Source organism: Natrarchaeobaculum sulfurireducens (genome assembly GCF_003430825.1).
Classification (GTDB): Archaea; Halobacteriota; Halobacteria; order Halobacteriales; family Natrialbaceae; genus Natrarchaeobaculum; species Natrarchaeobaculum sulfurireducens.
Genome location: NZ_CP024047.1, coordinates 2,010,345 through 2,032,439, shown reverse-complemented (window position 1 = coordinate 2,032,439; position 22,095 = coordinate 2,010,345). Strand labels below are relative to the sequence as shown.

Genomic DNA, 22,095 nt, shown 5'->3' with positions numbered 1-22,095 from the left:
AACGGTATGGCCGGTATTCCGCAGCGAGGCTGGGTGGCGCTTCTCGCCGTGGTCGTCGTCGGCGGGGCACTCGGGCTGTTTCTGTTCGAACCCGGAACCGCCGAACCCGATCCCGTCCACTTCGACGACACCGTCGACACCGGGGTCGTCCTCGAGACCGAGTACGACGACCGGGACATCGACATCCCGAAGGCGCAGGTGTTCTACTCGCAGTACGAGTACGTCGTTGGCTACCGCGGTGTCGAACGGTTCGTCGACGCCACACAGCAGCCGGGCCACGACGATCGATTCGGCTATCCGCTCGCCGTCTACGTCTCCGATTACAGCGAAGTCGAGTTCGAACTGACCGGCTCGGGGTATCCAGTCGCCGAGGGAACCGTCGGCTGGACTGACGCCGAGACAGCCACCTTCGTGGTCGGAAGCGAGGCTCGGACGCCCGCTGGCGAAACCGTGATGGCGTTTTCAGACCGGGCGGATGCCGAGACGTTCGCCGCTGACTACGGCGGCGACGTGACGACCTGGGAGACGGTCCTCGAGACCGACTTCGACGTCGACGACGCGACCGCCGTCCAGGGGCAAGTCGACGACAGACACGAACTCGCGGACGAGCACGTCGCGAATGCACGAACCCTTCACGAGCGTCTGGTCGAGGTCGTCGTCGGCGAGGACGCAGACTCGATCACTGAGGCAGTCGATATCGCCCCGGCGAACTCGACGATCGTCGTTCCCGAGGGCACCTACGAAGAACACGTGACCGTCGACCGGCCGGTGACGATCACCGGCGAGGGGACCGCGACGATCGAGGGCGATGGCTCCGGAACGGTCGTCTACGTCGACGACGAACGCGCCGCGATCACGGACCTCGAGATCACCGGCGTCGGTGAGTCGTTCTTCGACGAGGACGACGAAAGCGACGACGCCCTCGAGATGGCCTACGGCTCGGGCGATGCGGGGATCGAAGTGAACGGGACGAGCAACGCCCTGATCGAGAACGTGACGATCGAGACGCCGTCGAACGGAGTGTTACTCCGAGACACTCCCGAAACGGTTGTCAGAAACGTAACCGTCTACGGTGCCGACCACTGGAGCGACGGCTACATGGGCGTGCTGACGATGCGCACCGAGGACAACGTCGTCGAAAACTCTCGGTTCGTCGACGGCCGTGACGGGCTTTACACGCACCGCTCGAACGGACTCGTCTACCGGAACAACGAACTCGAGAACAACCGGATCGGGATCCACCTCATGTACACGTCCGGGGTGGTGCTCGCGGACAACACCGTCACGGATGCGGCGAGTTCGGGGATCGACATCATGACCGATCCGGAGCACAACGCCGTCGTCGGCAACGAGGTCACGGGCGCTTCCGAGGGACTGCTTACCGCAGGGAGTGACTCTTACGTCGCAGACAACGTGCTGACCGACAACGACGTCGGGATGACGACCGGGGCGGAAAACTCCCGGTACGAGGGGAACGTCATCGCTGGCAACGTCGAAGGCGTTCAGGCGAATCAGTTGCTCCCGACGAGCCAGGTCGTCGACAACGACTTCGTCGACAACCACAACCACGCCAACGCACGGCTCGGTGTCCTTCGGATCTGGACCGAAGACGGATCGGGCAACTACTGGGACGGCGCCGTCGGCTCCACCGACGGGGACGTCCTCGATCGAGCGTTCACCCCGACTCACCCCGTCGACCAGCGCGTCCATCGCGTCGACGCGACGCCGACGCTGGCACGAGCGCCAGTCGTCGACGCCCTCGGGGGACTCGACGGAACCGTCTCGGGAATGCGAGACGGCCAGATCGTCGATACCCACCCGCACTGTGAGCCGGCCAACCCCGAATTGCTCGAAACGACCGACTGGGAGGCCACAGCCGACGACTGTAGCGCGTACCCGCCGAGCGAATCGGCTAGATAGTCGACCAGCGGTTGACCCCGCCGGTTCGACGACGTCTTCTTGTGACTGATCCGGACGCCGCTGGCTCACCTGTGACCGACGCTGTCGGATGGGCTGCGAGGAATTGTCCGCTTTCGATAACGGTTTGACGTCTCGATGGGTTGAGCCTCGACGTGAAGGGAGCCGACCTCGAGGTAACGCCGCTCACCGCGCTCGCCTTTGCCGTCTTTGCAGCCAGTACGAGCGCGATCCTGGTTCGCTGGAGTCACGCCCCCAGTTCGGTCGCTGCGCTCTATCGTGTGGTGTTCACGACGGCGATAGTAGCACCGATCGCATTCGTCTCCTCCCGCGAGGAGTTCGCCCGCCTCTCGCGGCGTGACCTCGGCTTCGCAGTGGTCGCCGGGGTCGCACTCGCAGTCCACTTTGCGGCCTGGTTCGAGAGCCTGAACCACACGAGCGTTGCCGCGAGCGTCACCCTCGTCCAGACCCAGCCGATCTTCGTCGCGCTGGGTGCCGCCCTCGTCCTCGGCGAGCGCGTCTCGAAAGAGACCGCCATCGGCATCGCCGTCGCCATCGTCGGGGCCGCCGCGATGTCACTCGGCGACGCTGGCGAGGCCCCCATCTCCGATGCGACGATGTACGGCAACGCGCTGGCCTTACTCGGGGCGATCACGGTTGCCGGCTACGTCCTCGCCGGTCGCTCGATCCGCCAGCGCGTCTCGCTGTTCCCGTACGTGACCGTCGTCTACACCGCCTGTGCGGCGACGCTGTTCGTCCTCGTCGGCGTTCAGGGCCACGATTTCGTCGCCTATCCCGCCCGCGAGTGGGTGCTCTTTCTGGGGATGGCGGTCGGCCCCGGTGTCTTCGGTCACACCGTGATCAACTGGGTGTTAGAGCACCTCGAGTCGGTCGTCGTTAGCGTCGCCTGGCTGGGCGAACCCGTCGGGTCGACGATCCTCGCGCTGGCCTTACTCGCGGAGGTGCCCGATTCGATCACCATTGCGGGCGGGCTGATCGTCCTCGCGGGAATCTACGTGACGACCATCGAACGCGAACGGCGTCGCGGGACGCCGTCGTAACCGGAAGAACTTCAGCTTGTCCGACCATTTCGCCGCCCGTGAGCGACGGCGAGTATACGATCGACGACGAACTCCTCGCCAGAGCCCGGATTCACGCGCGTGAGGTGATCGACGAGTCCGACCTCGAGATTGACCTCGAATCGATCGAGTGGGCAGTCTCCACGCGGGCGAAACGCCGAGCGGGTGCCTGTCGGTGGGACGGAGACCGTGGGGTGGCGACGATCGTTCTCACCAGACGCGCCTACGAACGGTACGACTGGTCGGCGTTCGCCGTCGTCGTCCGTCACGAACTCGTCCACGCCTGGGAGTTCCAGCAGTTCGGCGAGTCGGGTCACGGCCCCCGGTTTCGCGAACGTGCCGCCGAACTCGAGGCGCCGCGTCACTGTCACTCGTTCACCGAGCCCCGGTACGTGCTGTGCTGTCTCGAGGCCGACTGCGACTGGCGTGCCGACCGACATCGCGCTTCGGCTCCGGTGAGGTCCCCCGAGCGATACCGTTGTGGCGTCTGTGGCGGCACCTACGCGGTCGAACACGTCGACAGCGGCCGCACCTGGACCACTGCGAGCGGCTACGGCGGCGCGAAGTCGGCACTCGGCGACCGGTGGTGACGAGGCGAGCGCGGAACACTTATTCGACTCACCCTGTCTGGTTCACGTATGGGCATCCTCGATCTCATGTTGGGGCGGACGGCCCCCGGCGAACAGGGCATCGAAGAGAAATCGTACACACTGCCGAAATCGACACACGACTTCGTCTACCCTGTTGCCGTCCGTCGCGGCGAACTCGAGGCGCTCGATCGACTTCTCGAGGCCGAAGCCGAGGAGTCATACCTCGATGGCGGCGACGATCTGCAGAACGTACTCGACAGCGTTTTCGAGGAACACGACCTCGACGCCGAGGAACTGGTCGACCGGAACCGACAGCCACGTGTCGAGACCGAAGCGATCGTAGAGACCTGGCGGGAGCAGGTAGCCGACGACCTCGGCGTCGTCTACGCCCTGCCGGGCGCACACTCGAGTCTTCTCTCGTTCGTCACGATCTGTAGGCGTCGCGACGCCGACGCCGACGATCCGTTCGAGCTTCCGGAGTCGTTTCCCGATGCCGCGGCGTTGCTCACACGTCTCGCGGAGGCGACCGAAGACCAGTACCGGGCCGTCGTCCACACCGACCTCCTCCCCGACGACCCCCGTTAGCGACGTCACGAACCGGTTTGCCGTCAGTCCGCCGCTTCGGAGGGAGTCGATGCCGACGAGATCGGTCTTCCTTTGCCCGACGAGCGCCTACCGACTTCCATGGACGAACTCGCCGAGTGGATGGACCCGATCGACGAGGAGATTCTCGAAGTGATGTGCGAAACCCACGTGTTCGCTCCCGAACACGTCGACCAGGAGGACGTCTGCCGCGCACCGAAAGCCGCTCATCGATGTCGAGAGCTGACGAAACACGGGCTGTTGACCAAACAGATGACCGGCGTCTACGATATCACCGACCTGGGAAGGCAGGTTCTCGACGGCGAGGTCGCCCCGTCCGAACTCGAGGCGAGCGAGGAGTAACCCGACCCTACGCTGGCGTTGGGACACCACCCCTTCGATCAATGGCCGAAATCAGTCGTCGACCGCGTCCGGGACGTGTTCTGCGATGAAGTCGACGACCTCCTCGCCACCGAGGAACCCCGCTGCGACGCGAGCGATCTGCTCGCCGCCCTTATAGAGAAACAGCGCCGGTACTGAGGACGTAACGAAGCGGTCGACGAACGCGTGATCGTCGGCTGGATTGGCCGTCCCAACTGGAACCCCGGTCGACCGCGCGACGTTCCCCAGGACGGGCTCCATCGCCTGACACTTCGGACAGCCGCTCGTGTGGAGTTCAACGAGCGCAACGTCGTTGCCCTCGACGAACGCGTCGAGGTCGGCTTCGTCCTCGAGTCGGACCGGTCTGGCCGTGAGATTTCCCATAGCCCGACTACGGGTCGCGAAGGGAAACCGATAGCGCCCGATCGTCCGTACTGCACTCCGTCTCTGCACCTACTGACGAACGACTAACCTAGCGTTTGTTCCGTAGGATTGTCCACGATGTCTGTGTCTATGGAAAACAATCGAGTGGTATAACGGTAGTAATGTGTACGATAGCTGACCGACAGGGCAGAGGATTTATTCATTGGCACCCTACTCCGAGTCGATGACGCAATCCGCCACCTCCGACGCCGGCCCCGAAGCGGTGGTTCCCCGCAAATCGATGCTGTTCTGTCCCGAATGCGACCACGCCAGCACGGCCGACGGCGACTGGATCCGTCGGACTCGAGGTGAGACGGTCGCATACGTCTGTCCGGACTGCACAACGGCGATCACCGAGCGGCCACGCCGTGGCGATGCGCCGTCGGTCTGGTATCGGCTGGTCCGGCAATCGGTCGACGTCTGGCAGGCCTCCATCGCTGCAACTTTCGCCGGCCTCACGACGACGTGGCCACCTCGGCCACCGGATCGTGGCCTCGACCACCGCCGTAACGCGGAGGATCGTTCCTCGCGGTGACCACACATCCGACGACTCCAATCACCAATTACCTGTCTGTGTCTTTGACCCTGTTGCAGATATTAGGTGATATTAAGCGGTTACTTTGTTTAAATTTTGGACGGCCGACCAACTATGCGCGACACATCCACATGATAGTCGACTCATGCCGCGTCACTGGCGATACTGTCTTACAAACGTTTTATTCTAACTTTAGACGGAGTACATTCGCCGACAACAGCAGAGCTTTAATAGTCGGAACCATCGAATAGATCGAGAAAAGGATGCCAGATGGAAACCTGACTTCCACGGAAGAGAGCGTACTGGACGAAATCGAAGCAAAAGGCGTCGACTTCCTTCGACTGCAGTTTACCGACATTCTCGGCACGGTCAAGAACGTCGCTGTCCCGGCTCGCCAGGCCGAGAAAGCGTTCACGGAGGGGATCTATTTCGATGGCTCCTCGATCGAGGGCTTCGTCCGCATTCAGGAGTCGGACATGCGCCTCGTTCCGGACCCCGAGACGTTCGCTATCCTCCCGTGGAGACAAGACGACGAGTCCGCTGCCGCCCGGATGATCTGTGACGTCTACGACACGTCGACGGGCGAGCCGTTCGAAGGCGACCCGCGATACGTCCTCAAGCAGGCGCTCGAGCGCGCAAGCGAGATGGGCTATGAGGTCAACTTCGCGCCCGAACCCGAGTTCTTCATGTTCGAAGAAGACGAGGACGGACGCGCCACGACCGAGACCGCAGACCACGGCGGCTACTTCGACCTCGCCCCCAAGGACCTCGCCTCTGACGTTCGCCGAGACATCATCTACGGACTCGAGGACATGGGCTTCGAGATCGAAGCCAGCCACCACGAGGTCGCCCAGGGGCAGTACGAGATCAACTTCGAGTACGACGACGCGCTGACGACCGCCGACAACGTCGGGACGTTCCGAACCGTCGTTCGCGCCATCGCCGCCCAGCACGACCTCCACGCGACGTTCATGCCCAAACCGATCCCGAAAATCAACGGTTCGGGCATGCACACACACATGTCGCTGATGGAAGAAGGCGGCGAGAACGCCTTCCACGACGACGACGACGAGTTCAACCTGAGCGAGACGGCCCACGCCTACCTCGCTGGCATCCTCGAGCACGCGCCGGCGATCACGGCGGTCGCGAACCCGACGGTCAACAGCTACAAACGCCTGGTGCCAGGCTACGAAGCACCGGTGTACGTCGCCTGGTCCGACCGCAACCGCTCGGCGCTCGTGCGCAAACCGGCCGCACGCGTCCCCGCGGCCTCGCGAATCGAACTGCGCTCACCCGACCCTTCGTGTAACCCCTACCTCGCGTTCGCCGTCATGATCCACGCCGGTCTCGACGGTATCGAACAGGGCCTCGAGGCGCCCGACCCGATCCGCGAGAACATCTACGACTTCGACGAGGACAAACGCGAAGAGTACGGCATCGACACGCTACCGTCGAACCTCGGTGAGGCCGTCGACGCCCTCGAGGAAGACGAAGCCATCTACGAGGCACTCGGCGAGCACGTCGCCCCCAAATTCGTCGAAGCGAAACGCCAGGAGTTCGGCGAGTACCTCATCGACGTCTCCGAGTGGGAACTCGACCGCTACCTCGAGACGTTCTGATACGGTCTGGTGTATCGAGCTGACGATCAGACCACAGGACGGCTCGCGGTCAGGGCAGAACTGAGGACAGGAGTCCGTCTGTGTCGACACGCCTCCCTCGAGGAATCGATACCGTCGGCTCGACGGGACGGTCGTCGCCGTCAGCGAAGAATTACGCGATCGAGTATTCGCCGTCGTCTTTCTCGACGTAGCCAGCACTCGAGAGCGATTGCAGAACGCTCAGGACGTCGATTTTCTTCATCGTAAGCGTCCTTCCGATTTCGTCGGCCGTTGTGCTGCCTGCTGTCTCGAGATAGAGGAAAACGAGTTTCGCCTGTGCCGATTCGATTGATTGCGGAACGGGGTCGAGCCGTTCTGTGAGGCGGGGCTCTTGTGAGTGCATTGTCACCTGCTTCGACCACGTTCTGGTATATAAGAGACGCTCTGATTGGGGTTATATGCACCAGTAGGCCCTAGTATGCAGTCTGTGGGCATTGGACACGCTATGTGAAAGGCGGCCCGCCGTCGCGCTCGAGTCGACTGGAGGGACGGCTTTAGGCAACCCCGGTCCGAACGTCCGGACGGATGACCGACACTGGCAGTGAGCGTCCAGCACCGCCCGACGATCTCGATGCCGACCTCTATGACCTGCTCGAGGCGCTTTCCAAACGGGATCTAGAGACGGTCAGTGCCGTCGCGACGTACGTCACCGAACTCGAGGCGTGGCTCGAGTCGACCGAACGCGACGCCACGTATCCTGACGACGTCCCGGAGCGTGCGACCGTCTCGGTGATGGAGGTCGCCGGAACGAGCTATCGGTACTATCAGTGGCGTGAGGGCGACGAGATCAGATCGAAGACGGTCGAACTCGAGTGACGCCCAGCCCAGTCGGTCGCTTCCTCGAGGAGTTCGACGACGCCCCAGGTCCCGTCGATACCACTCCCCGTTCGTTCATCTCGTTCTACTCGGGAGCGGCTCAGGCCTCGCCGTAGACCGGAACCGCCGCGCCGCTCGTCACCGCTGCGGCGTCGCTACAGAGGAACCCCATCACGTCCGCGATTTCGGCCGGCTCGACCCACGAGTCGTGATCCGCGTCGGGCATCATCTCACGGTTCATCGGCGTATCGATCACGCTCGGCATTACGCAGTTGGCCCTGACCGCTCCACGGTTTTCCTCGGCGAGCGTCTCGGTCAACAGCCGAATCCCGGCCTTCGAGATGCGGTACGGACCGTCTCCCTCGCCGCCCTCGAGTGAGGAGCGAGCGCTGACGCTGACGATCGCTCCGTCCTGTTGTTGAAGATGTGGAAGAGCGTGTTTCGCCGCGAGAAATGCCGTTTTCAGGTTGACGTCCATCAGAAACTCGAACTCCTCGGCGTCGGTCTCCTCGATCGGCGCACCACCTCGCCAGGTGCCGGCGACGTTCAGCAGGTGATCGATGCGGCCGTGGTCGTCGACGATCCGGTCGACGAGTTCGGCGACATCGCTCTCGTCAGTCAGATCCGCTTCATAGAAGTGGATTCGATCGTCCGGCTCGAGTAGGCTGTCCGCGTCGTCCGGTTCGACGAGGTCGACGGCACAAACGGTCGCACCTGCGCGGTGAAATCGGTCGACGATCGCGCTTCCGAGCGCCCCGCTTGCACCGGTGATTACGGCGACGGTCCCGTCGAAATCGAGGTCGAACTGCGTCGATGGCATACTGACTACTGCGCCCTCCGGACAGATCAATGCGTGGGTATCCCACACACTCTCTGAGAGGTCATAACGGGCCGTATCAGGCGTGAGTCGAGGGCAGTGCGACCCGATCGAACCAGAAATCGGCGACCGCTTCGACCATCTCGATGTACGCTGCCGGATCGGCCGGCTTGGTGAGGTAGGCGTTCGCGGCCCGTTCGTAGCTCTCGGCGACGTCTTCGCACGCGTTCGAACCGGTCAGGACGAGGATCGGAATCCGTGCGAGCGCCGGTTGGTCCTGTATCTCATCTAAGAACTCGAAGCCGCCCATCCGCGGCAGGTTGAGATCGAGTAAGACGAGGTCCGGGACCGACTCGTTCCGGAGACATCCCGAGAGCGTCTCGAGCGCCTTGGTGCCATCGGTTGCGACGTCCAGTTCGGTGTCGGTCGAGAGTTCACGAAGGGCAATCTCGACGAGTCGGACGTCGCCTGGGTTGTCCTCGACCAGTAGAATTTCGACTGGCTCCTCGAATCGCGTGCTCATCGATTACGCGGTGAGAGAAGCGATCGGTATCGCGACGTGTACATGAATAGCTACTCGGCCATCCATAGTTACGGAACTCGGTTAAACGTGCTTGCTAAAGGCTTTGGAAGCGTCCACAGATCGGCCGAAAGAGGCGTCTAAGACGCCATCTGGCAGACATCTTGTCCGCTGGATGGTTATTCCTCGTCGTTCGAAGGCGAGCGCGGAGTATAACCCCACTCGCCACCGAACTGTAGCCGAATGCGACTGATCGCCCATCGCGGCTTCGCCGCGACCGCACCAGAGAACACGATTGCAGCCGTCCAATCGGCGGCCGACGTCGCCGACGCTGTCGAGTTCGACGTCCGCCGCTGTGGCTCTGGCGAGCTGGTCGTCATCCACGACGAGACGATCGACCGCGTCACCGGTGGCGTCGGCACCGTCGCCGATTCCTCGCTCGCGGACCTCAAGACACACACCGTCCTCGAGTCCGGTGAGCGAATTCCGACGCTCGAGGAACTCCTCGCGGTCGTCCCCGACGACGTCGAGATCAACCTCGAGATGAAAGACCGCGACATCGCGGCGGACGTCCTCGCGGCTCTCGAGGGCGTCGAGAACCGGGTGGTGACCACCTCGTTTCTCGAGGATGAACTCCGGGCGGTTCGCGCCCTCGATCCGGACCAGCCGACGGGACTGCTCGTGCGCCGAGACCTCGACCACCCCATCACCACGGCCGTCGAACTCGACTGTGACGTCATCGGGGCGAACTACGCCCGCTGTCTGACGACGCGACTCGTCCCGCGCGCGAAAGCCGTCGACCTCGAGGTCCACGCTTGGTCGATCGAACGGCCGCTGATGGCGAAGCTGCTGGGTCTGCGTGGCGTCGACTGTGTCTCTGCTGATCGTCTGATTCGGATCTAAAGGGAACAGCGAGAGTTCCACGGGTCACCTGACCCGTGGTTGTTTACCACGGGACACCGCGTGTCTGGATAGCTCGGTCGGTCGCGATTTCGGTCACTGGTAGGCGTCGAACTCCTCGCCGAACAGGACGAAGTAGGCGACGCCAACCATGCCGATGGTGGAGGCGACGGCGAACGAGAGTTCCGGGCTGGCGAACTCCCAGAGGATACCACCGAGCGCGCCGCTTGGGATGACGATCAGGTTCCGAAGGAAGTAGTACGAGCCAGTGACGCGGCCACCTGCGTCTTGCTTGGCAGGGCCGACGACCAGCGCCTTGTGCGCCGGCAGCCCTGCAAACCGAAGTCCGGAGAACGCGAACAGCGCGACGAGAACGGGAACGCTTTCGGGTGCGAAGATGAGGAGGACGGGGAAGACGGCGTAGACGAAAAAGCCCAGCCCTACGACCGTTTTGAGACCGGTGTACTCGGCGAGCTTTGCGGTAGGGGCCATCGTGAGCAACGCGACGAGCATCTCGATCCCCAGCAGAACGCCGAAAAACGCCGCCGGCGAGAGCTCGACCGTCCCGACGACCGGCAGCGACAGGGTCAGCCCAATCCCCATCACCTGCGTGATCACGAGGATGAAAAAGACGTAGACCATCCCGTTGGCGAAGCGAACGAACGTGTCTGCGACGAGCAGCGGTCGGAGGGGATCCGGCATCGCGCGGACGTCATCGACGATCCGTCTGATTCCCTCGAACTCTTTACCGAGCGAGTCGGCCGAGGCGTCGTAGAGGAAATGCTGCGTGAGTGTCCCGATGAGCCCGAAGACGACCGCAATCGCGAGGACGAACAGGAACCCGGGCATCAGATCGTCGGCGACGAGAACCGCGACGATCAGCGGAGCGAGGAGAAACGCCGTTCGTCGGAACGTCTCGGTGCTTGCGAACCCGCGTGCGAGTCGCTCCGGTGGGACGCTCTGTTTGACGATGGCGTACGTGGCACCGATCCCAAACGACTTCCAGCCCTGTGCGAACAACAGGCCGACGAATACCCAGATCCAGGGCTCGAGAACGAACACGCCCAGGTCGACCGGCGGAACGAACGCGCCGGCGAGCCAGATACCGAAGCCGATCGTCGAGAGGAGGCCGAAGGCGGTGAGTGCATACCGCGAGCCGACGCGGTCGGAGATCACGCCGCCGTAGTACGGAAAGACCGCACCGATCACGTTGCCGAGCGTCGCAAAGAGGCCGACGACGAACCCAGTCGCACCGAGGTAGACGAGATAGTCCGGCAGAAATCGGGTGGTCATCTGAAAGCCGAGGCTGAACGCGAACATCGCCAGCGAGAGTACCAGCACGTCCCGTTGCAGCGAGAAGAACTGCCGGAACGGATCGAAGACGTCCGGCTGCTCGGCCTCGGTCGTCATGGCGTACCGTACTCGAGACCGGAGTATAAACACCGTGTCGAAAGACTGTCACCGCCTCTGTCTGAGCGAGACACTCGTAGGGGCTCTGTCAGACCGAGACAATTGTAGGGCCCCTCAGACCGTGGCTCTCGCGGGGTTCTCGAGGCTACTCGCCGACGGTCGTCACGGTGATCGTTCGCGTCCGCGGTCCGTCGCACTCGACCAGGAGCACCGACTGCCAGGTGCCGAGTGCGAGCTCGCCGTCTTCGACCGGAATCGTCACGTCCGGCCCGAGCAGCGTCGCTCGCAGGTGCGAGTCGGCGTTACCGTCTAGCTGGTCGTGGGCGTGGCCCTCGTCCGGGACGACCTCCTCGAGAAACGATTCGATGTCCCCGCGCAGTCGGGGCTCGTTCTCCTGTACAATCAGTCCCGCGGTCGTATGCCGGACGAACGCGGTGGCGGTTCCGGTGGCCAGCTCGTCGGGAACCGCGTCGGCGATCCGGTCGGTCACGTCGACGGTCGTGAGTCGTGCGTCGGTGTCGACTGAAACGTCCATACAAGACGTACGTGCTCACAGTGCCCGTACGTTTCGGTGCCTACGGAAACTGCTCGAGCGCCCCCGCAGCGCGTTCTTTGACGGTCGAGTCCGGATCGTCGGCTGCGAGTTCGGCCAGTCGGTCACGGACGGGATCGACGGTCGCGTCAGTCTCCGTTGCAAGCCGACCGAAGGCGGTCGCACCGGCCGCTCGAGCCTCGGGTGCGTCGTTTTCGAGTGCGATGTCGAGTGCGTCGACGTGGTCGACGAGGGCGTCCGGTCGATCGCTTGAAATAGCGGCGAGCGACCGAATCAGCGCGGGTGTCGCGTCGTGAGCCGGTCGCTCGGCGACGAAGGTGGCGAGTTCGTCGGCCGACGGCGCGACGTCGACCGGCGAGTGTTCGGCGAGTTCGGCGAGACAGTACGCGGCGTCCGCCTGACAGTCGACGTCAGGCTGCTCGAGCAGCGTTCTGAGCTTCGGGACGGTCGGCAAACAGGCGTCCGGATTCTCGGCGACGTGCGTCTGGACTGTCTCGACTGCATCTCTGCACTCCGCTGGCGTGCGTCCGTCGAGTTGTGCGAGCACCGACGGCAGATCGAACCCGACAGATTCGTCGTGTTCCTCGACGGCGTGTCCCCCATCCATCGTATCCGGTTCATGCGAGAACGAGGGCAAAAGGGTTCCGACAGTTTATCACAAACAGTTGGGAAAGAAAGACGTTTCAGGCGAGCCACTCGTCGGGTTTCGTGTCGTAGTCGACGTCTTCGGCCGAGAGGTGTTCGACCTCGTTCCAGGGGACGGTCTCGACGGTCACTTCCTCGCCGTCGTATCGGATGAGCTTGCCGCGTTCTTCGGGCTCGGGCTCACGATTGCGTCGTTTGGCGACCTCGACGTCGTGTTCGTTGACGTCCTTGACGATCGTCAGGAGGTTCACGGGCCGACCCCAAAGTTCGAAGATCCGCTTCAAGGTCTCCTTGGCCTTCCCGAGGTCGAGCATGACGCCGTTGTACTGGTGGCCCAACAGGAGTTCGTTCGCGTTGTTGTAGTTGCCGTCGTAGACCGCGATCGTCGGCTTCCCAAAGTTGGTAAACTGCAACAACAACTTCTTCTTGACGTCCTCGGCGGCGTCGCTCGCGACGTGGAATTGGCCGGTCGCCTTCGAGTGCTCGTAGGTGAAGTAGTTGTTCTCCGTGATGAACTCCTCCGTGAGGAACTCGTCCAGGAAGGTCACGTCGTTGTGACTCTCCCGTACGTCGTACATGCGATCCCAGCCCGCCGTGAACTCGACGTCCTCGAGCGCCTCCTCGACGCTCGCGTATCGAGCATCGTCGAAGAGGTATCGCCCGATCCGCTCGAGTTCGTTCTGGTTGACCCGCGAGAGGAAGCCACGGTGCTGGCGTTTGACCAGCGAGTAGTGCCGACGGGCCAGTCCCTCGTACGTCAGGACCTTCCACGGGTAGCGATCGACATCGACCTCGCCGTCGTGGGCAGCCGACAGTGCGTCGTGGTCGATCCACTCTTCCGGCGCGGCCTCGAGTTCCTCGAGCGTTCCGGCCTCGATCGTGGCGATCGACACTGGCGGCTCGAGCGTCTCGAGGACGTCGTCAAAGTCGACGACGTCGGTCAGATTACGCCAGGAGATTCCCTCGACGCGAAGCAGGCGCTCGAGCACCTCGCGGCGGTTCGTCGTGTTTTCGACGTACTCCCACAGTTCCATGCCGAGGCTGTAGGGGTTGAGTCCGCCGGAAGCGAGCACTTTCGCCATGTGATCGGCGTAGTTGACGAACTCGTCGTCGCCAGCGAACGCCTCGTCGGTCATCATCGCCGACTCCCAGTAGGCCGCCCACCCCTCGTTCATGATCTTCGTCATCTTCTGGGCGGCGAAGTAGTAGGCCTCCGCGCGCATCATATCGAGGACGTCCCGTTGCCAGGGCTCCATCTCGACGGCGCGACCGCTCTCGGCGTCGTACTGTTTGCCGTGTTCGCGGACGAACGAGAGGAGGTCCTTCTGGGGCTCCTCGGGGAAGGTGACCTGTCCGTTTTCGGCCTCGAGTTTCTCGAGCCACTCCTCGTCGAACACCTCGCCTTTGATCTCCTCGGAAAGACCGAGTTCGTCGAGTTTCTCGGCGAGATCCCCGTCGATCTCTTCGGCGGGGCCGTCGACGTCGAGTCGGCGTTCGAACACCCGGTGCTGGTCGATGTTGTCTTCTAAGCTGAGACAGTGGTCGATCCACTTTTCGACCTCCGCACGGTCGATCTCGGGATCGGACATGTACTCGTCGATCGCCCGGGCGTGGCGTTCGAGCATCGCGGCGGCGTTGACCTGTGCTTCGTCCGACTGGCCGCCCGTAAAGAGCCCGAACCACTCGTTTTTCGCGAAGAAGTCCGAATGGGCCTCGACGTGGGTGATGACGGCCTTCTGATCGGCCAGCGTGTTCGACTCCTGGAGGAAGGCATGGGCCGGGTTGTCGTTGTTGACGATCTCGAAGGCCTTCCCGCCGGTGTACTGGCCCTGTTTTTGCTGGCGGTCGTACTGCATCCCCCATCGCCAGTGTGGGTAGCGACTCTGGAAGCCACCGTAGGCGATGAGTTCGTTCATCTCGTCGTAATCGATGATCCAGTACTTCACCGGGTACGGCTCGAGGCCGAGTTTCTGTGCCAGATGTCTGGCTTCTGCGACCGGCTCTTCTAAGTCGGCGGCGATCGCCTGCTTGCGAAACCGGTCGGCGTTGGAATTCGTCTTACTCATCCGAATCACTCTCCGTCGAGAGAATCTCGTAGATCGCGTCGGTCACGTCCGCTTTGCCGTTGACGTACGCCACCGCGACGTCGTCGGCGTCGGTACCGAAGTGACGCTCGAGTTCTTCGGCGTGGGTGGCGTTGATCGCGTTGCCGCTTGGCTGGGTTTCGACGTAGGCATGGAGGTTCGCCGGGATCTCCTCCATGATCGGGATGACGCGCTCTTCAGTGTCGTTCGAGGAGTTCTCCGAATCACCGGCGGCGAAGACGTAGCGGTTCCAGTCGCTCCAGGGATATTCCTCCAGGAGTTCGGCGGCGAGTTCGTACGCGCTCGAGATCTTCGTGCCGCCACCCGAGCGGATGCCGAAGAAGTCCTCCCGTTCGACCTGCCAGGCGTCGGCGTCGTGGGCGATGTAGACGAACTCCGCGTTGTCGTACTTGCCCTGGAGGTACCAGTCGAGCGGGGTGAACGTCCGTTCGACGAGTTCGCGTTTCTTCTCGCGCATCGAGCCGGAGACGTCGCGGATGTTGACCACGACGACGTTCTTCTCTTTTTCCTCGATGATCTCGGGGTAGCGGTAGCGTTCGTCTTCGCGACGGAAGGGGACGTGTTTGATCCCCTCACGGCGGATCTTCTGCTGGACAGTCTCGCGTTCGACGTTCGCTTCGACCTCCTCGATCGACGACCAGGCCCCACGTTCGTCGGCGACCTCGTCGTGGGCCTCCTCGACCCAGGCCATCGACACCGGGAGGTTCTCGCCGCGGGCCCACTCGAAGACCTCGCGGGGGCTGATCCCCTCGACCTTGCACAGTTCTCGCAGGAACTCCTCGTCGAAGTCCATCGCGAGTTTGCGCTTGAGTCCCTCTTTGAACATCCGCTCGAAGTCGAGCGTGCTGTCGGGGCCGGTTCTGGTGAGGTCGGTGAACGGCCCTTCTTTCTCCTCGATCACTTTCTTCCCCTTTGGCTCTAAGTCCAGCCCCAGTTCCTCGTCGAGTTCCTGGGCGAACTCCTCGGGGTCCATCTCGTAGTACTTGTGCTCGCCGCCTTCCTCGCCGGGTTCGTCGCCGTCACCGTCGTCGTCGCCCGGCTGAGGCTGGGGCTGGCCGACGGGCTGGCCGACGTCCGGCGTTCCGCCGTCGCCCTGGCCGACGCCACCTTTGTCCCGGCGGTCGTACTCGAACTCCGGGAGCGAGACGATCTTGACCGGGATGTTGATCTGGTCCGGTCTGCTGGTGCCAAGTTCGCCGTACTGGATGAAGTCGGCTAAGTCCTCGCGTCGCTGTTCGCCCACTTCACGGAATCGCTCGAGGTCGTCTTTCAGTCCCATGGTCGCACCTCGTACGTAGTCGTCAGTCCCATCGGTAGCTCACCTGTCCCATGACGTGTCGGCTGGTCAGTTCGGCCGATGCCTCGGAGTAATCGAACTCGTCGACCATCGTCTCGATCGTTCGCTCCTTGACGCCCTCCGTTTCGGTCCCACTCGGCGGATCGTCCCACTGGCGCGGGTCGAAGTCCTCGAAGGTCCGCCGGACGTCGTCCCAGTCGTGGCTCTCGAGGACCGACTTGATCACTGGAATCGCCGTCAGGTCGACGTTCTGGACGGCGAAATCCTCATCGCGGTGCTCCCAGGCGTGGCGGTTGAGGGACGTGATCACTTTCTCCCGGCGGAAGTTTCGGACGCTCTCGCGGGGGAGGTTGCCTTCGTAATCGTCCTCGCCAAACCGGCCGAGGTGTTCGACCTCGAACAGTTTCATCTTCAGCGGATCGGGTTCGACGCGCTCGCCGCGGTCGTTGTACAGCGGCTCGTCGGTCTCCCAGGCGTAGACGTGTTCGACGTACGCTGCGACCGTCTCCTCGTCGACGCGTCGGTCGTGCATGATCGCCTCGATGACGTCCGACTCCTGTCGGTCGTAAATGTAGTTTTTCACGGGGACGACGCGACCTTCGAACTCCGAGCGTTCGCCCGTCGAGAAAACGGGAGCAGTCGAGAGTCCCTCGGCCATCGCGTTCAACACGTCCCGCGGCATGATGACGTCGCTGACGGGAAGCTCCGGGTGGTGGCGATCCTGGTCAGCCTGGACCAGTTCGGCGAGCGTGTCTCGTGTGTACGTCACCGGGATGCCGTGGTCGCCGTCGCTGCCGTCGTCGGCGAAGTCGAACGCCGCTTTCTCGCGTCGGCTATCCCCTTCCTGCAGGTAGCCCTGATCGTAGATCAACGCCTTGTCGACCAGATCGAGGCCGTTCGGCAGATCCTGCTCGTCGAGGCGGGAAACCACCGCGTACAGCGCGGCCGACTCGATCGCATGCGGGGCGAACTCCTTCGTTCGCGTCTTACCGTCCTGTGCTTTGATCGTGACCCGGACTGGCTCGCGGATGCGCGACTCGAGTTCGTCGTAGGTGTCGGCCTCCCAGACTTCCGTCTCGTTGGTCAGCTCACGTCGGATGAGTTCCGACTCGAGCGAGAGGTTCGTCAGGTAGCCGAACTGGTGTTTGTCGAGCCTTCGTTTGAGCGCCTTCAGCGGGTCCATCCCGTTTCGGTCGGCGTGCTGGTTAAGCTGGGCCTCGAGGTCGGGGTTCGAGATGATCAGTAACTGGGTGTCGACGTCCATCCCGATTCCCTTATCGAGTTTGACCGACTGTTCGTCGGGGACGTTCAGTAGCTTCTGGAGCAAGTCGGCGTGCTGGGCGGCGTCCTCGACGATCGTGAGGACGCCGTTGCCCTGCGAGAGCACCCCGTCGTAGGAGAACGCCTGCGGATTCTTCCGTCCACGCGAGTCCAGTTCCTGGAGCATGCCGTGCATCCAGGAGCCGACGAGCCGTTCTTTGGGGCGGCCGTCGTCTTCGGAGTGGAGCACGCCGACGCCCTGGCCGATGTCGACGACGTAGTTTTTCACCCGCAGGTGTCGATCGTTCGTAATCGCCGAAAACAACTCGTCTTCGCCTTCGCGACGGTAGCGCTCTTCGAGGTAGTCGTAGGCCTCCCGCGAGAACGGGTCGAGTTCTGCGTCGACCCGAAGTGGGACGTGCTCGTCGAGCTCGTCGTTTAGATCCTCGAGGATGCGCTCGCGGATCTCCTCGGGGAAAACCGACAAGGGGTGTGACTGGACGGGACTCTCGTACCAGTGTTTGTCGTCGCCGGCGGTCGGGTCGCTCCCGTAGCTCAGCCCGCGCTGTTCGGCCTCGGCGCTGGTGACGTTCCACTCGACGGTGTACCGACGTCCCGCGGGCGTCTTCGAGTACTCACGCAGTCCGTTGACCAGACAGCGTTTGAGTTCGGATTTCCCCGTCGCCGTCGGCCCCTCGAACCAGATGATCTTCTCGTCTTTCGCCCGGCCGGCCGCGATCGAACGGAGGTCGTCGACGAAGCCGTTGAGCACCTCGGTGTTGCCGAGGATCGCGTGTTCACCGTCGTTGTGCGGGTCGTCGAAGAAGCGATAGCGCTCTTTCTCCTCGCCCTCTTCGACGACGGTGCGAGTCCCGGCGGCCTCGATCGCCTCGAGCAGGTACTTCGAGGCGTGCGAGGCGATCGTCGGGTTCTCGAAGATCCGATCGACGTAGGTCGCCAGCTCCATCGGCTCTTCGTAGGTCGCCTCGAGCGTTCGGTCGGCCTCGGTAACGTAGTCCTCGCCGGTCATACTAGTCTTCCATCTCGGCTTTGGCGACCTCGGCGCCGGCAAACTCGAGAACCTCTTTTGCGCCCGCTTCGGAGTAACCCTGTTCGGTCAGGGCGTCGATCCACGAGGAGCGTTCGTCGTCGTCGACGTCGCTGGCGCTGACCAGCGCGGAGAAGTTGATGTTGTGTTTCTTGTCCTCCCAGAGCTTGCGCTCTAAGGCGCGGCGCAGGCGCTCGTTGTCCTGGGGATTGAATGCCTCGCCTTCGCGGGCCCGCCGGGAGACCCAGTTCGACACTTCCTGGCGGAAGTCGTTCTTGCGGTCTTCGGGCACGTCGAGTTTCTCCTCGACGCTGCGCAGGAACGTCTCGTCGGGTTCCTGTTCGCGGCCGGTGAGGTCGTCCTCGATCGTGTCGTCGTCGATGTACGCCATGACGTGGTCCATGTACTTTTCACCCTGGCGCTGGATCTCGTCGATGTCGTACGCCAGCGCATGGCGGACGTCCTCGATCGCCCGCTCGCGGTACTCCTCACGGACCGTCTCGAGGTAGCGGTAGTACGTCTCGAAGTTGTCTTCGGGGATCGAGCCGTGGTGTTCTAAGTTCTCCTCGAAGAAGTTGAACACCGTCAGCGGCGAGAGGAACCCGCGCTGGCGGTGTTTCGAGTCCATGATCGCCTCGGCGATCTCGTCGCCGATAAAGCGAGGCGAGATGCCGACCATCCCTTCGCCGATCTCGGCTTTCGCCGCGGCTTCCTCACGAAGCTTCTTGACGTCGATGTCGTCGCCTTCGTCGATCTCGCCGTTGTAGGCTTTGGCCTTCGAGAGGAGATCGACGGTTTCGGCGTCGGGCTCTTCGACCCGGGTGAGGACGCCGAACAGCCCCGCCATCTCTAAGGTGTGTGGCTCGACGTTGATGTCGGGGACGTCGGCGTTGTTCAGCATCTTCTCGTAGATGCTCGCCTCGTCTTCGTAACTCAGGACGTACGGGAAGTCGATCCGCTTGGTGCGGTCGTTGAACGCCTCCATCTTCTCGTCGCCCTTTTTATCTTTGTACTCGGGCATATTCGTCCGGCCGACGATCACCTGGTCGATGTCGATCCGGGGGTTGTTCTTCGGCTTGATCGTCTGCTCCTGGGTGGCGTGGAGGAAATCGTAGAGGAACTCCCGCTGGAGCTTGAGCAACTCCTCACCGCTGAATATTCCTCTGTTTGCATTACAGAACGCCCCCGAGTAATCGAACGCACGTGGGTCGCTCTCGCCGTAGATAGCGATCTTCGAGTAGTTGACGTCGCCCGTGAGTTCGGTCTCGTCCTGATTTTTCTTGTCTTTGGGCTCGAACGTCTCGACGCCCTGGCGTTTGTTCTCGTCGGCGACGAAGCGGATGATCTCGACGTGGTTCTCGAGCACCTGCTGTAAGTCGTCGTCGTAGTGCGCCAGCAGCCGATCCATGTAGAACTCGCTTTCGGGGTCAAGCGCCTGCTCGTTCTGGATGGTGTAGGGTGCATCCAGGCGATCGTTCAGATCGTCGATCACCGACTGGCGCTGCTCTACGGGCAACAGAACCAGCGGGTCCTGATTCATTGGCGATCGAACGACGTCGTCGGCCGGATCCTGGTCTTTGACGACGTCACAGAGGTTCGTCCAGCGGAAGGTGTACATCCGACCCTCCTCGCGGAGCGTGTAGTCCTCGAAGTACTTGCGAACCTGCTTGTCGAAGTGAGACTTCCCCGAGCCGACGGGACCGAGCAGGAGTTTGATCCGGCGTTCGGGACCGAGTCGGCGGGCTCCTGATTTCACCTTGTTGACGAACTCGTGGATCGACTGGTGGATCACCTTCCCGTAGAAGGTATTCTCACCGTCGTGTAACGGGTCCTCGCTCGCGAGGCGGTACTCGACGACCCCTTCGGTTTCGTCGTAGGTCGTCCCGTAGTAGTCGAACATGTCCGCGACGCGCTGGTGGGCGTTGCGGGCGATCTTCGGGTCCTCGTACACCGCTTCGAGGTACCAGTCGAACGATTTGGTCTCCCGCAGGTCCGCGGGCATCGATTCTTTGTACGCCGTACTGAGCTTCTCGAGCGTTTCGATGTCACCGGTCATGGTTGGTAGTGTAAATCCCCACCGTCGGTCGTCCGTGATCGCACGGGGTTTGTGTGTGCGGTTCCCGATCTGCTGGAACGTCTCGCGGCCGAAGCGTCACGTTCGTACTGCTTGCTAGAGCCAGCGTGGCACCTCACGGTCGTCTCGGTAACGAGGCGTTGCCAGAACGCGTCTCCCTTTCGGGCGGCGTCGAACGGTCGTGTCATGTGTGGGCGATCACCACTCATTGGTGTGTGAACCCTGGTCGTTGGTTTCACACGACGTGCGCCGGGGACGGGCGCAGAGTGGATCGGTCCGGCGGACGGATACCGATAGTATTTAATGAGTGAGTAATCCAGATACTTAAAGTTGGCCCCAACAGGTATTTACCAGAACCTATTTTCAGGCATTTCTTGCCAGAAAAACATACTGTCATCTGGTACCACAGGGCATTTTTACCGATTGACGGCATAACTGGTCCCCTTGCATTGTCGTGGTCTGCTCGCGCGCGGTTGGTCACCGTGGCTATACACTCCCCGCTTCCGTGGACCGGCCCACTGGCCACGACGACCATTTACCATCACTAGCCCTATCGACACACATGAGCGACATCCCGGCACTACCGGCAGCGTGGGACGTCTGGGCAGACGGTGACGACGGTCGACTCGTCCTCGCCTATCGTCCGGACGTCTTTAACGCCGATTCCTTCCCGGCTGCGTGTCTCCCCACGCTATACGTCACCCATGGCCGCCGGACCCGACGCCCCGGCCGCAACCCGACCGATACGACCGCGGCCGACGACTGGTTCGTCACGTTCTACTTAGAGCCAGACGTCACCGTCGAGGACGGCCGACGATTCCCGGACCGAGACGACGCACTCGAGTACGCAAGCGAGTTGGCGACGCGTTTTGCCGCTGGCGACCTCGAGTATCGCAGTTGCTATCAGGTTCCTCGCGACAGATATCTCGAGCGACTGGACGATCTCACCGGTCGTGACGACGGCTGAACGCGTCGACCGTCCGTACGCGCTCACGCGTGAGGCTTAACCACGCGTGGGCACTACCCGTTGCCATGTCGACCGTGACCCTCATCGGAACCCGGCTGGCCGAGCCGGGGACCGAGTTTATCTACCAGGGCGAAGCCGACGGCTGTGCCGGCTGTCCATACCGGAGTCAGTGTCTCAATCTGTCGACCGATACGAAGTATCGCGTCACGTCGGTCCGCGAAAACGCCCAGACCCTCGAGTGTGCGATGCACGATGATGGCGTCAGAGCCGTCGAGGTCGAACCTGTCTCGGTCCGTGCGAACATCCACGGCAAGGGAGCGTTCGCCGGCAGCAAGACGAGCCTTCCAGGCCCGTGTCCGTACATCGAGTGTCCCAGCCACGAGTTCTGTGACCCCGACGGCGTCGAGTTCGACGAGGAGTACCGCATCCGCGAGATCCTCGGTGAACCGCCACACGACGTCTGCCATCTCGACCGCTCGCTCGAGCTGGTCGAACTCGACGTCGAAGACTGATCGCGT

22 protein-coding genes are annotated in these 22,095 nt (G+C 62.6%); 11 read left to right on the top strand and 11 right to left on the bottom strand.

Going from position 1 to position 22,095, the window contains the following annotated elements; all coding sequences use genetic code 11:
* Nucleotides 1-6 precede the first annotated feature (6 nt).
* From AArc1_RS11245 to AArc1_RS11225, 5 genes are all read left to right on the top strand, one after another.
* Nucleotides 7-1,920, top strand: coding sequence for a NosD domain-containing protein (locus tag AArc1_RS11245; RefSeq protein WP_117364456.1), 1,914 nt, complete (start codon nucleotides 7-9; stop codon nucleotides 1,918-1,920).
* A gap of 152 nt (nucleotides 1,921-2,072) precedes the next feature.
* A complete protein-coding gene (locus AArc1_RS11240) occupies nucleotides 2,073-2,978 on the top strand; it encodes a DMT family transporter (protein ID WP_117365873.1) in 906 nt (301 codons plus the stop codon).
* 38 nt (nucleotides 2,979-3,016) lie between these two features.
* Nucleotides 3,017-3,586: a SprT family zinc-dependent metalloprotease gene (locus AArc1_RS11235; protein ID WP_117364455.1), complete on the top strand. Its 570-nt coding sequence runs from the start codon at nucleotides 3,017-3,019 to the stop codon at nucleotides 3,584-3,586.
* 48 nt (nucleotides 3,587-3,634) lie between these two features.
* Entirely contained in the window at nucleotides 3,635-4,171 is a 537-nt protein-coding gene (locus AArc1_RS11230; protein ID WP_117364454.1) for a hypothetical protein, read from the top strand.
* 99 nt (nucleotides 4,172-4,270) lie between these two features.
* Nucleotides 4,271-4,531, top strand: a complete 261-nt coding sequence (locus AArc1_RS11225; RefSeq protein WP_117364453.1) for a hypothetical protein — start codon at nucleotides 4,271-4,273, stop codon at nucleotides 4,529-4,531.
* A gap of 51 nt (nucleotides 4,532-4,582) precedes the next feature.
* On the opposite strand, the gene AArc1_RS11220 is transcribed toward AArc1_RS11225, so the two are convergent.
* Entirely contained in the window at nucleotides 4,583-4,933 is a 351-nt protein-coding gene (locus AArc1_RS11220; protein WP_117364452.1) for a thioredoxin family protein, read from the bottom strand.
* Nucleotides 4,934-5,156: 223 nt separating this feature from the next.
* Here AArc1_RS11220 and AArc1_RS11215 point away from each other — a divergent pair, with 223 nt between their 5' ends.
* Together AArc1_RS11215 and glnA are read left to right on the top strand one after the other, a co-directional pair.
* Nucleotides 5,157-5,507 carry a hypothetical protein gene (locus AArc1_RS11215; RefSeq protein WP_186336591.1) on the top strand — a complete coding sequence of 117 codons (351 nt, stop codon included), beginning with the start codon at nucleotides 5,157-5,159 and terminating at the stop codon, nucleotides 5,505-5,507.
* Nucleotides 5,508-5,770: 263 nt separating this feature from the next.
* A complete protein-coding gene (gene glnA, locus AArc1_RS11210) occupies nucleotides 5,771-7,126 on the top strand; it encodes a type I glutamate--ammonia ligase (protein ID WP_117364451.1) in 1,356 nt (451 codons plus the stop codon).
* 151 nt (nucleotides 7,127-7,277) lie between these two features.
* Here the strand turns inward: glnA and AArc1_RS11205 are convergent, their stop codons facing one another.
* On the bottom strand, nucleotides 7,278-7,508 hold the full coding sequence (locus AArc1_RS11205) for a helix-turn-helix domain-containing protein (protein WP_117364450.1): 231 nt from the start codon (nucleotides 7,506-7,508) through the stop codon (nucleotides 7,278-7,280).
* 182 nt (nucleotides 7,509-7,690) lie between these two features.
* Here AArc1_RS11205 and AArc1_RS11200 point away from each other — a divergent pair, with 182 nt between their 5' ends.
* Complete coding sequence (locus AArc1_RS11200) at nucleotides 7,691-7,981, top strand: hypothetical protein (protein WP_117364449.1); 291 nt, start codon at nucleotides 7,691-7,693, stop codon at nucleotides 7,979-7,981.
* Between the two features lie 100 nt (nucleotides 7,982-8,081).
* Here AArc1_RS11200 and AArc1_RS11195 read toward each other — a convergent pair whose 3' ends face one another.
* Both AArc1_RS11195 and AArc1_RS11190 read right to left on the bottom strand, forming a co-directional pair.
* Entirely contained in the window at nucleotides 8,082-8,801 is a 720-nt protein-coding gene (locus tag AArc1_RS11195; protein WP_117364448.1) for an SDR family oxidoreductase, read from the bottom strand.
* Nucleotides 8,802-8,877: 76 nt separating this feature from the next.
* Nucleotides 8,878-9,321 carry a response regulator gene (locus tag AArc1_RS11190; protein ID WP_117364447.1) on the bottom strand — a complete coding sequence of 148 codons (444 nt, stop codon included), beginning with the start codon at nucleotides 9,319-9,321 and terminating at the stop codon, nucleotides 8,878-8,880.
* Nucleotides 9,322-9,561: 240 nt separating this feature from the next.
* On the opposite strand from AArc1_RS11190, the gene AArc1_RS11185 reads away from it, so the two are divergent.
* Nucleotides 9,562-10,221 (top strand): glycerophosphodiester phosphodiesterase, encoded by a 660-nt coding sequence (locus AArc1_RS11185; protein ID WP_117364446.1) that lies wholly within the window; start codon nucleotides 9,562-9,564, stop codon nucleotides 10,219-10,221.
* A 93-nt stretch (nucleotides 10,222-10,314) separates the two neighbouring features.
* On the opposite strand, the gene AArc1_RS11180 is transcribed toward AArc1_RS11185, so the two are convergent.
* The 7 genes from AArc1_RS11180 to AArc1_RS11150 all read right to left on the bottom strand — a co-directional run bounded on the left by AArc1_RS11180 (nucleotide 10,315) and on the right by AArc1_RS11150 (nucleotide 20,592).
* A complete protein-coding gene (locus tag AArc1_RS11180; protein WP_117364445.1) occupies nucleotides 10,315-11,628 on the bottom strand; it encodes an MFS transporter in 1,314 nt (437 codons plus the stop codon).
* A 145-nt stretch (nucleotides 11,629-11,773) separates the two neighbouring features.
* Nucleotides 11,774-12,163, bottom strand: coding sequence for a secondary thiamine-phosphate synthase enzyme YjbQ (locus tag AArc1_RS11175; RefSeq protein WP_117364444.1), 390 nt, complete (start codon nucleotides 12,161-12,163; stop codon nucleotides 11,774-11,776).
* Between the two features lie 40 nt (nucleotides 12,164-12,203).
* A complete protein-coding gene (locus tag AArc1_RS11170) occupies nucleotides 12,204-12,788 on the bottom strand; it encodes a hypothetical protein (protein WP_117364443.1) in 585 nt (194 codons plus the stop codon).
* Between the two features lie 76 nt (nucleotides 12,789-12,864).
* Nucleotides 12,865-14,892 (bottom strand): SpoVR family protein, encoded by a 2,028-nt coding sequence (locus AArc1_RS11165; protein WP_117364442.1) that lies wholly within the window; start codon nucleotides 14,890-14,892, stop codon nucleotides 12,865-12,867.
* A complete protein-coding gene (locus tag AArc1_RS11160; protein ID WP_117364441.1) occupies nucleotides 14,885-16,210 on the bottom strand; it encodes a YeaH/YhbH family protein in 1,326 nt (441 codons plus the stop codon). Before AArc1_RS11160 ends, AArc1_RS11165 begins: the two co-directional genes overlap by 8 nt.
* 22 nt (nucleotides 16,211-16,232) lie before the next feature.
* Complete coding sequence (locus AArc1_RS11155) at nucleotides 16,233-18,518, bottom strand: PrkA family serine protein kinase (protein WP_117364440.1); 2,286 nt, start codon at nucleotides 18,516-18,518, stop codon at nucleotides 16,233-16,235.
* A gap of 1 nt (nucleotide 18,519) precedes the next feature.
* The gene (locus tag AArc1_RS11150) at nucleotides 18,520-20,592 is read right to left on the bottom strand and encodes a PrkA family serine protein kinase (protein ID WP_117364439.1); all 2,073 of its coding nucleotides are present in this window, start codon (nucleotides 20,590-20,592) and stop codon (nucleotides 18,520-18,522) included.
* Nucleotides 20,593-21,172: 580 nt separating this feature from the next.
* On the opposite strand from AArc1_RS11150, the gene AArc1_RS11145 reads away from it, so the two are divergent.
* Nucleotides 21,173-21,577, top strand: a complete 405-nt coding sequence (locus tag AArc1_RS11145; protein WP_117364438.1) for a DUF5820 family protein — start codon at nucleotides 21,173-21,175, stop codon at nucleotides 21,575-21,577.
* A gap of 65 nt (nucleotides 21,578-21,642) precedes the next feature.
* The gene (locus tag AArc1_RS11140) at nucleotides 21,643-22,089 is read left to right on the top strand and encodes a UPF0179 family protein (RefSeq protein WP_117364437.1); all 447 of its coding nucleotides are present in this window, start codon (nucleotides 21,643-21,645) and stop codon (nucleotides 22,087-22,089) included.
* Nucleotides 22,090-22,095 lie beyond the last annotated feature (6 nt).

What these genes read in the sequence shown, in the direction of transcription:
- AArc1_RS11180 (WP_117364445.1), bottom strand. Translation starts at nt 11,628, where the DNA reads ATGACGACCGAGGCCGAGCAGCCGGACGTCTTCGATCCGTTCCGGCAG.
- AArc1_RS11170 (WP_117364443.1), bottom strand. Translation starts at nt 12,788, where the DNA reads ATGGATGGGGGACACGCCGTCGAGGAACACGACGAATCTGTCGGGTTC.
- AArc1_RS11230 (WP_117364454.1), top strand. Translation starts at nt 3,635, where the DNA reads ATGGGCATCCTCGATCTCATGTTGGGGCGGACGGCCCCCGGCGAACAG.
- AArc1_RS11140 (WP_117364437.1), top strand. Translation starts at nt 21,643, where the DNA reads ATGTCGACCGTGACCCTCATCGGAACCCGGCTGGCCGAGCCGGGGACC.
- AArc1_RS11200 (WP_117364449.1), top strand. Translation starts at nt 7,691, where the DNA reads ATGACCGACACTGGCAGTGAGCGTCCAGCACCGCCCGACGATCTCGAT.
- AArc1_RS11245 (WP_117364456.1), top strand. Translation starts at nt 7, where the DNA reads ATGGCCGGTATTCCGCAGCGAGGCTGGGTGGCGCTTCTCGCCGTGGTC.
- AArc1_RS11175 (WP_117364444.1), bottom strand. Translation starts at nt 12,163, where the DNA reads ATGGACGTTTCAGTCGACACCGACGCACGACTCACGACCGTCGACGTG.
- AArc1_RS11220 (WP_117364452.1), bottom strand. Translation starts at nt 4,933, where the DNA reads ATGGGAAATCTCACGGCCAGACCGGTCCGACTCGAGGACGAAGCCGAC.
- AArc1_RS11190 (WP_117364447.1), bottom strand. Translation starts at nt 9,321, where the DNA reads ATGAGCACGCGATTCGAGGAGCCAGTCGAAATTCTACTGGTCGAGGAC.
- AArc1_RS11225 (WP_117364453.1), top strand. Translation starts at nt 4,271, where the DNA reads ATGGACGAACTCGCCGAGTGGATGGACCCGATCGACGAGGAGATTCTC.
- AArc1_RS11160 (WP_117364441.1), bottom strand. Translation starts at nt 16,210, where the DNA reads ATGGGACTGAAAGACGACCTCGAGCGATTCCGTGAAGTGGGCGAACAG.
- AArc1_RS11215 (WP_186336591.1), top strand. Translation starts at nt 5,157, where the DNA reads ATGACGCAATCCGCCACCTCCGACGCCGGCCCCGAAGCGGTGGTTCCC.
- AArc1_RS11165 (WP_117364442.1), bottom strand. Translation starts at nt 14,892, where the DNA reads ATGAGTAAGACGAATTCCAACGCCGACCGGTTTCGCAAGCAGGCGATC.
- AArc1_RS11155 (WP_117364440.1), bottom strand. Translation starts at nt 18,518, where the DNA reads ATGACCGGCGAGGACTACGTTACCGAGGCCGACCGAACGCTCGAGGCG.
- AArc1_RS11195 (WP_117364448.1), bottom strand. Translation starts at nt 8,801, where the DNA reads ATGCCATCGACGCAGTTCGACCTCGATTTCGACGGGACCGTCGCCGTA.
- AArc1_RS11145 (WP_117364438.1), top strand. Translation starts at nt 21,173, where the DNA reads ATGAGCGACATCCCGGCACTACCGGCAGCGTGGGACGTCTGGGCAGAC.
- AArc1_RS11150 (WP_117364439.1), bottom strand. Translation starts at nt 20,592, where the DNA reads ATGACCGGTGACATCGAAACGCTCGAGAAGCTCAGTACGGCGTACAAA.
- AArc1_RS11185 (WP_117364446.1), top strand. Translation starts at nt 9,562, where the DNA reads ATGCGACTGATCGCCCATCGCGGCTTCGCCGCGACCGCACCAGAGAAC.
- glnA (WP_117364451.1), top strand. Translation starts at nt 5,771, where the DNA reads ATGCCAGATGGAAACCTGACTTCCACGGAAGAGAGCGTACTGGACGAA.
- AArc1_RS11205 (WP_117364450.1), bottom strand. Translation starts at nt 7,508, where the DNA reads ATGCACTCACAAGAGCCCCGCCTCACAGAACGGCTCGACCCCGTTCCG.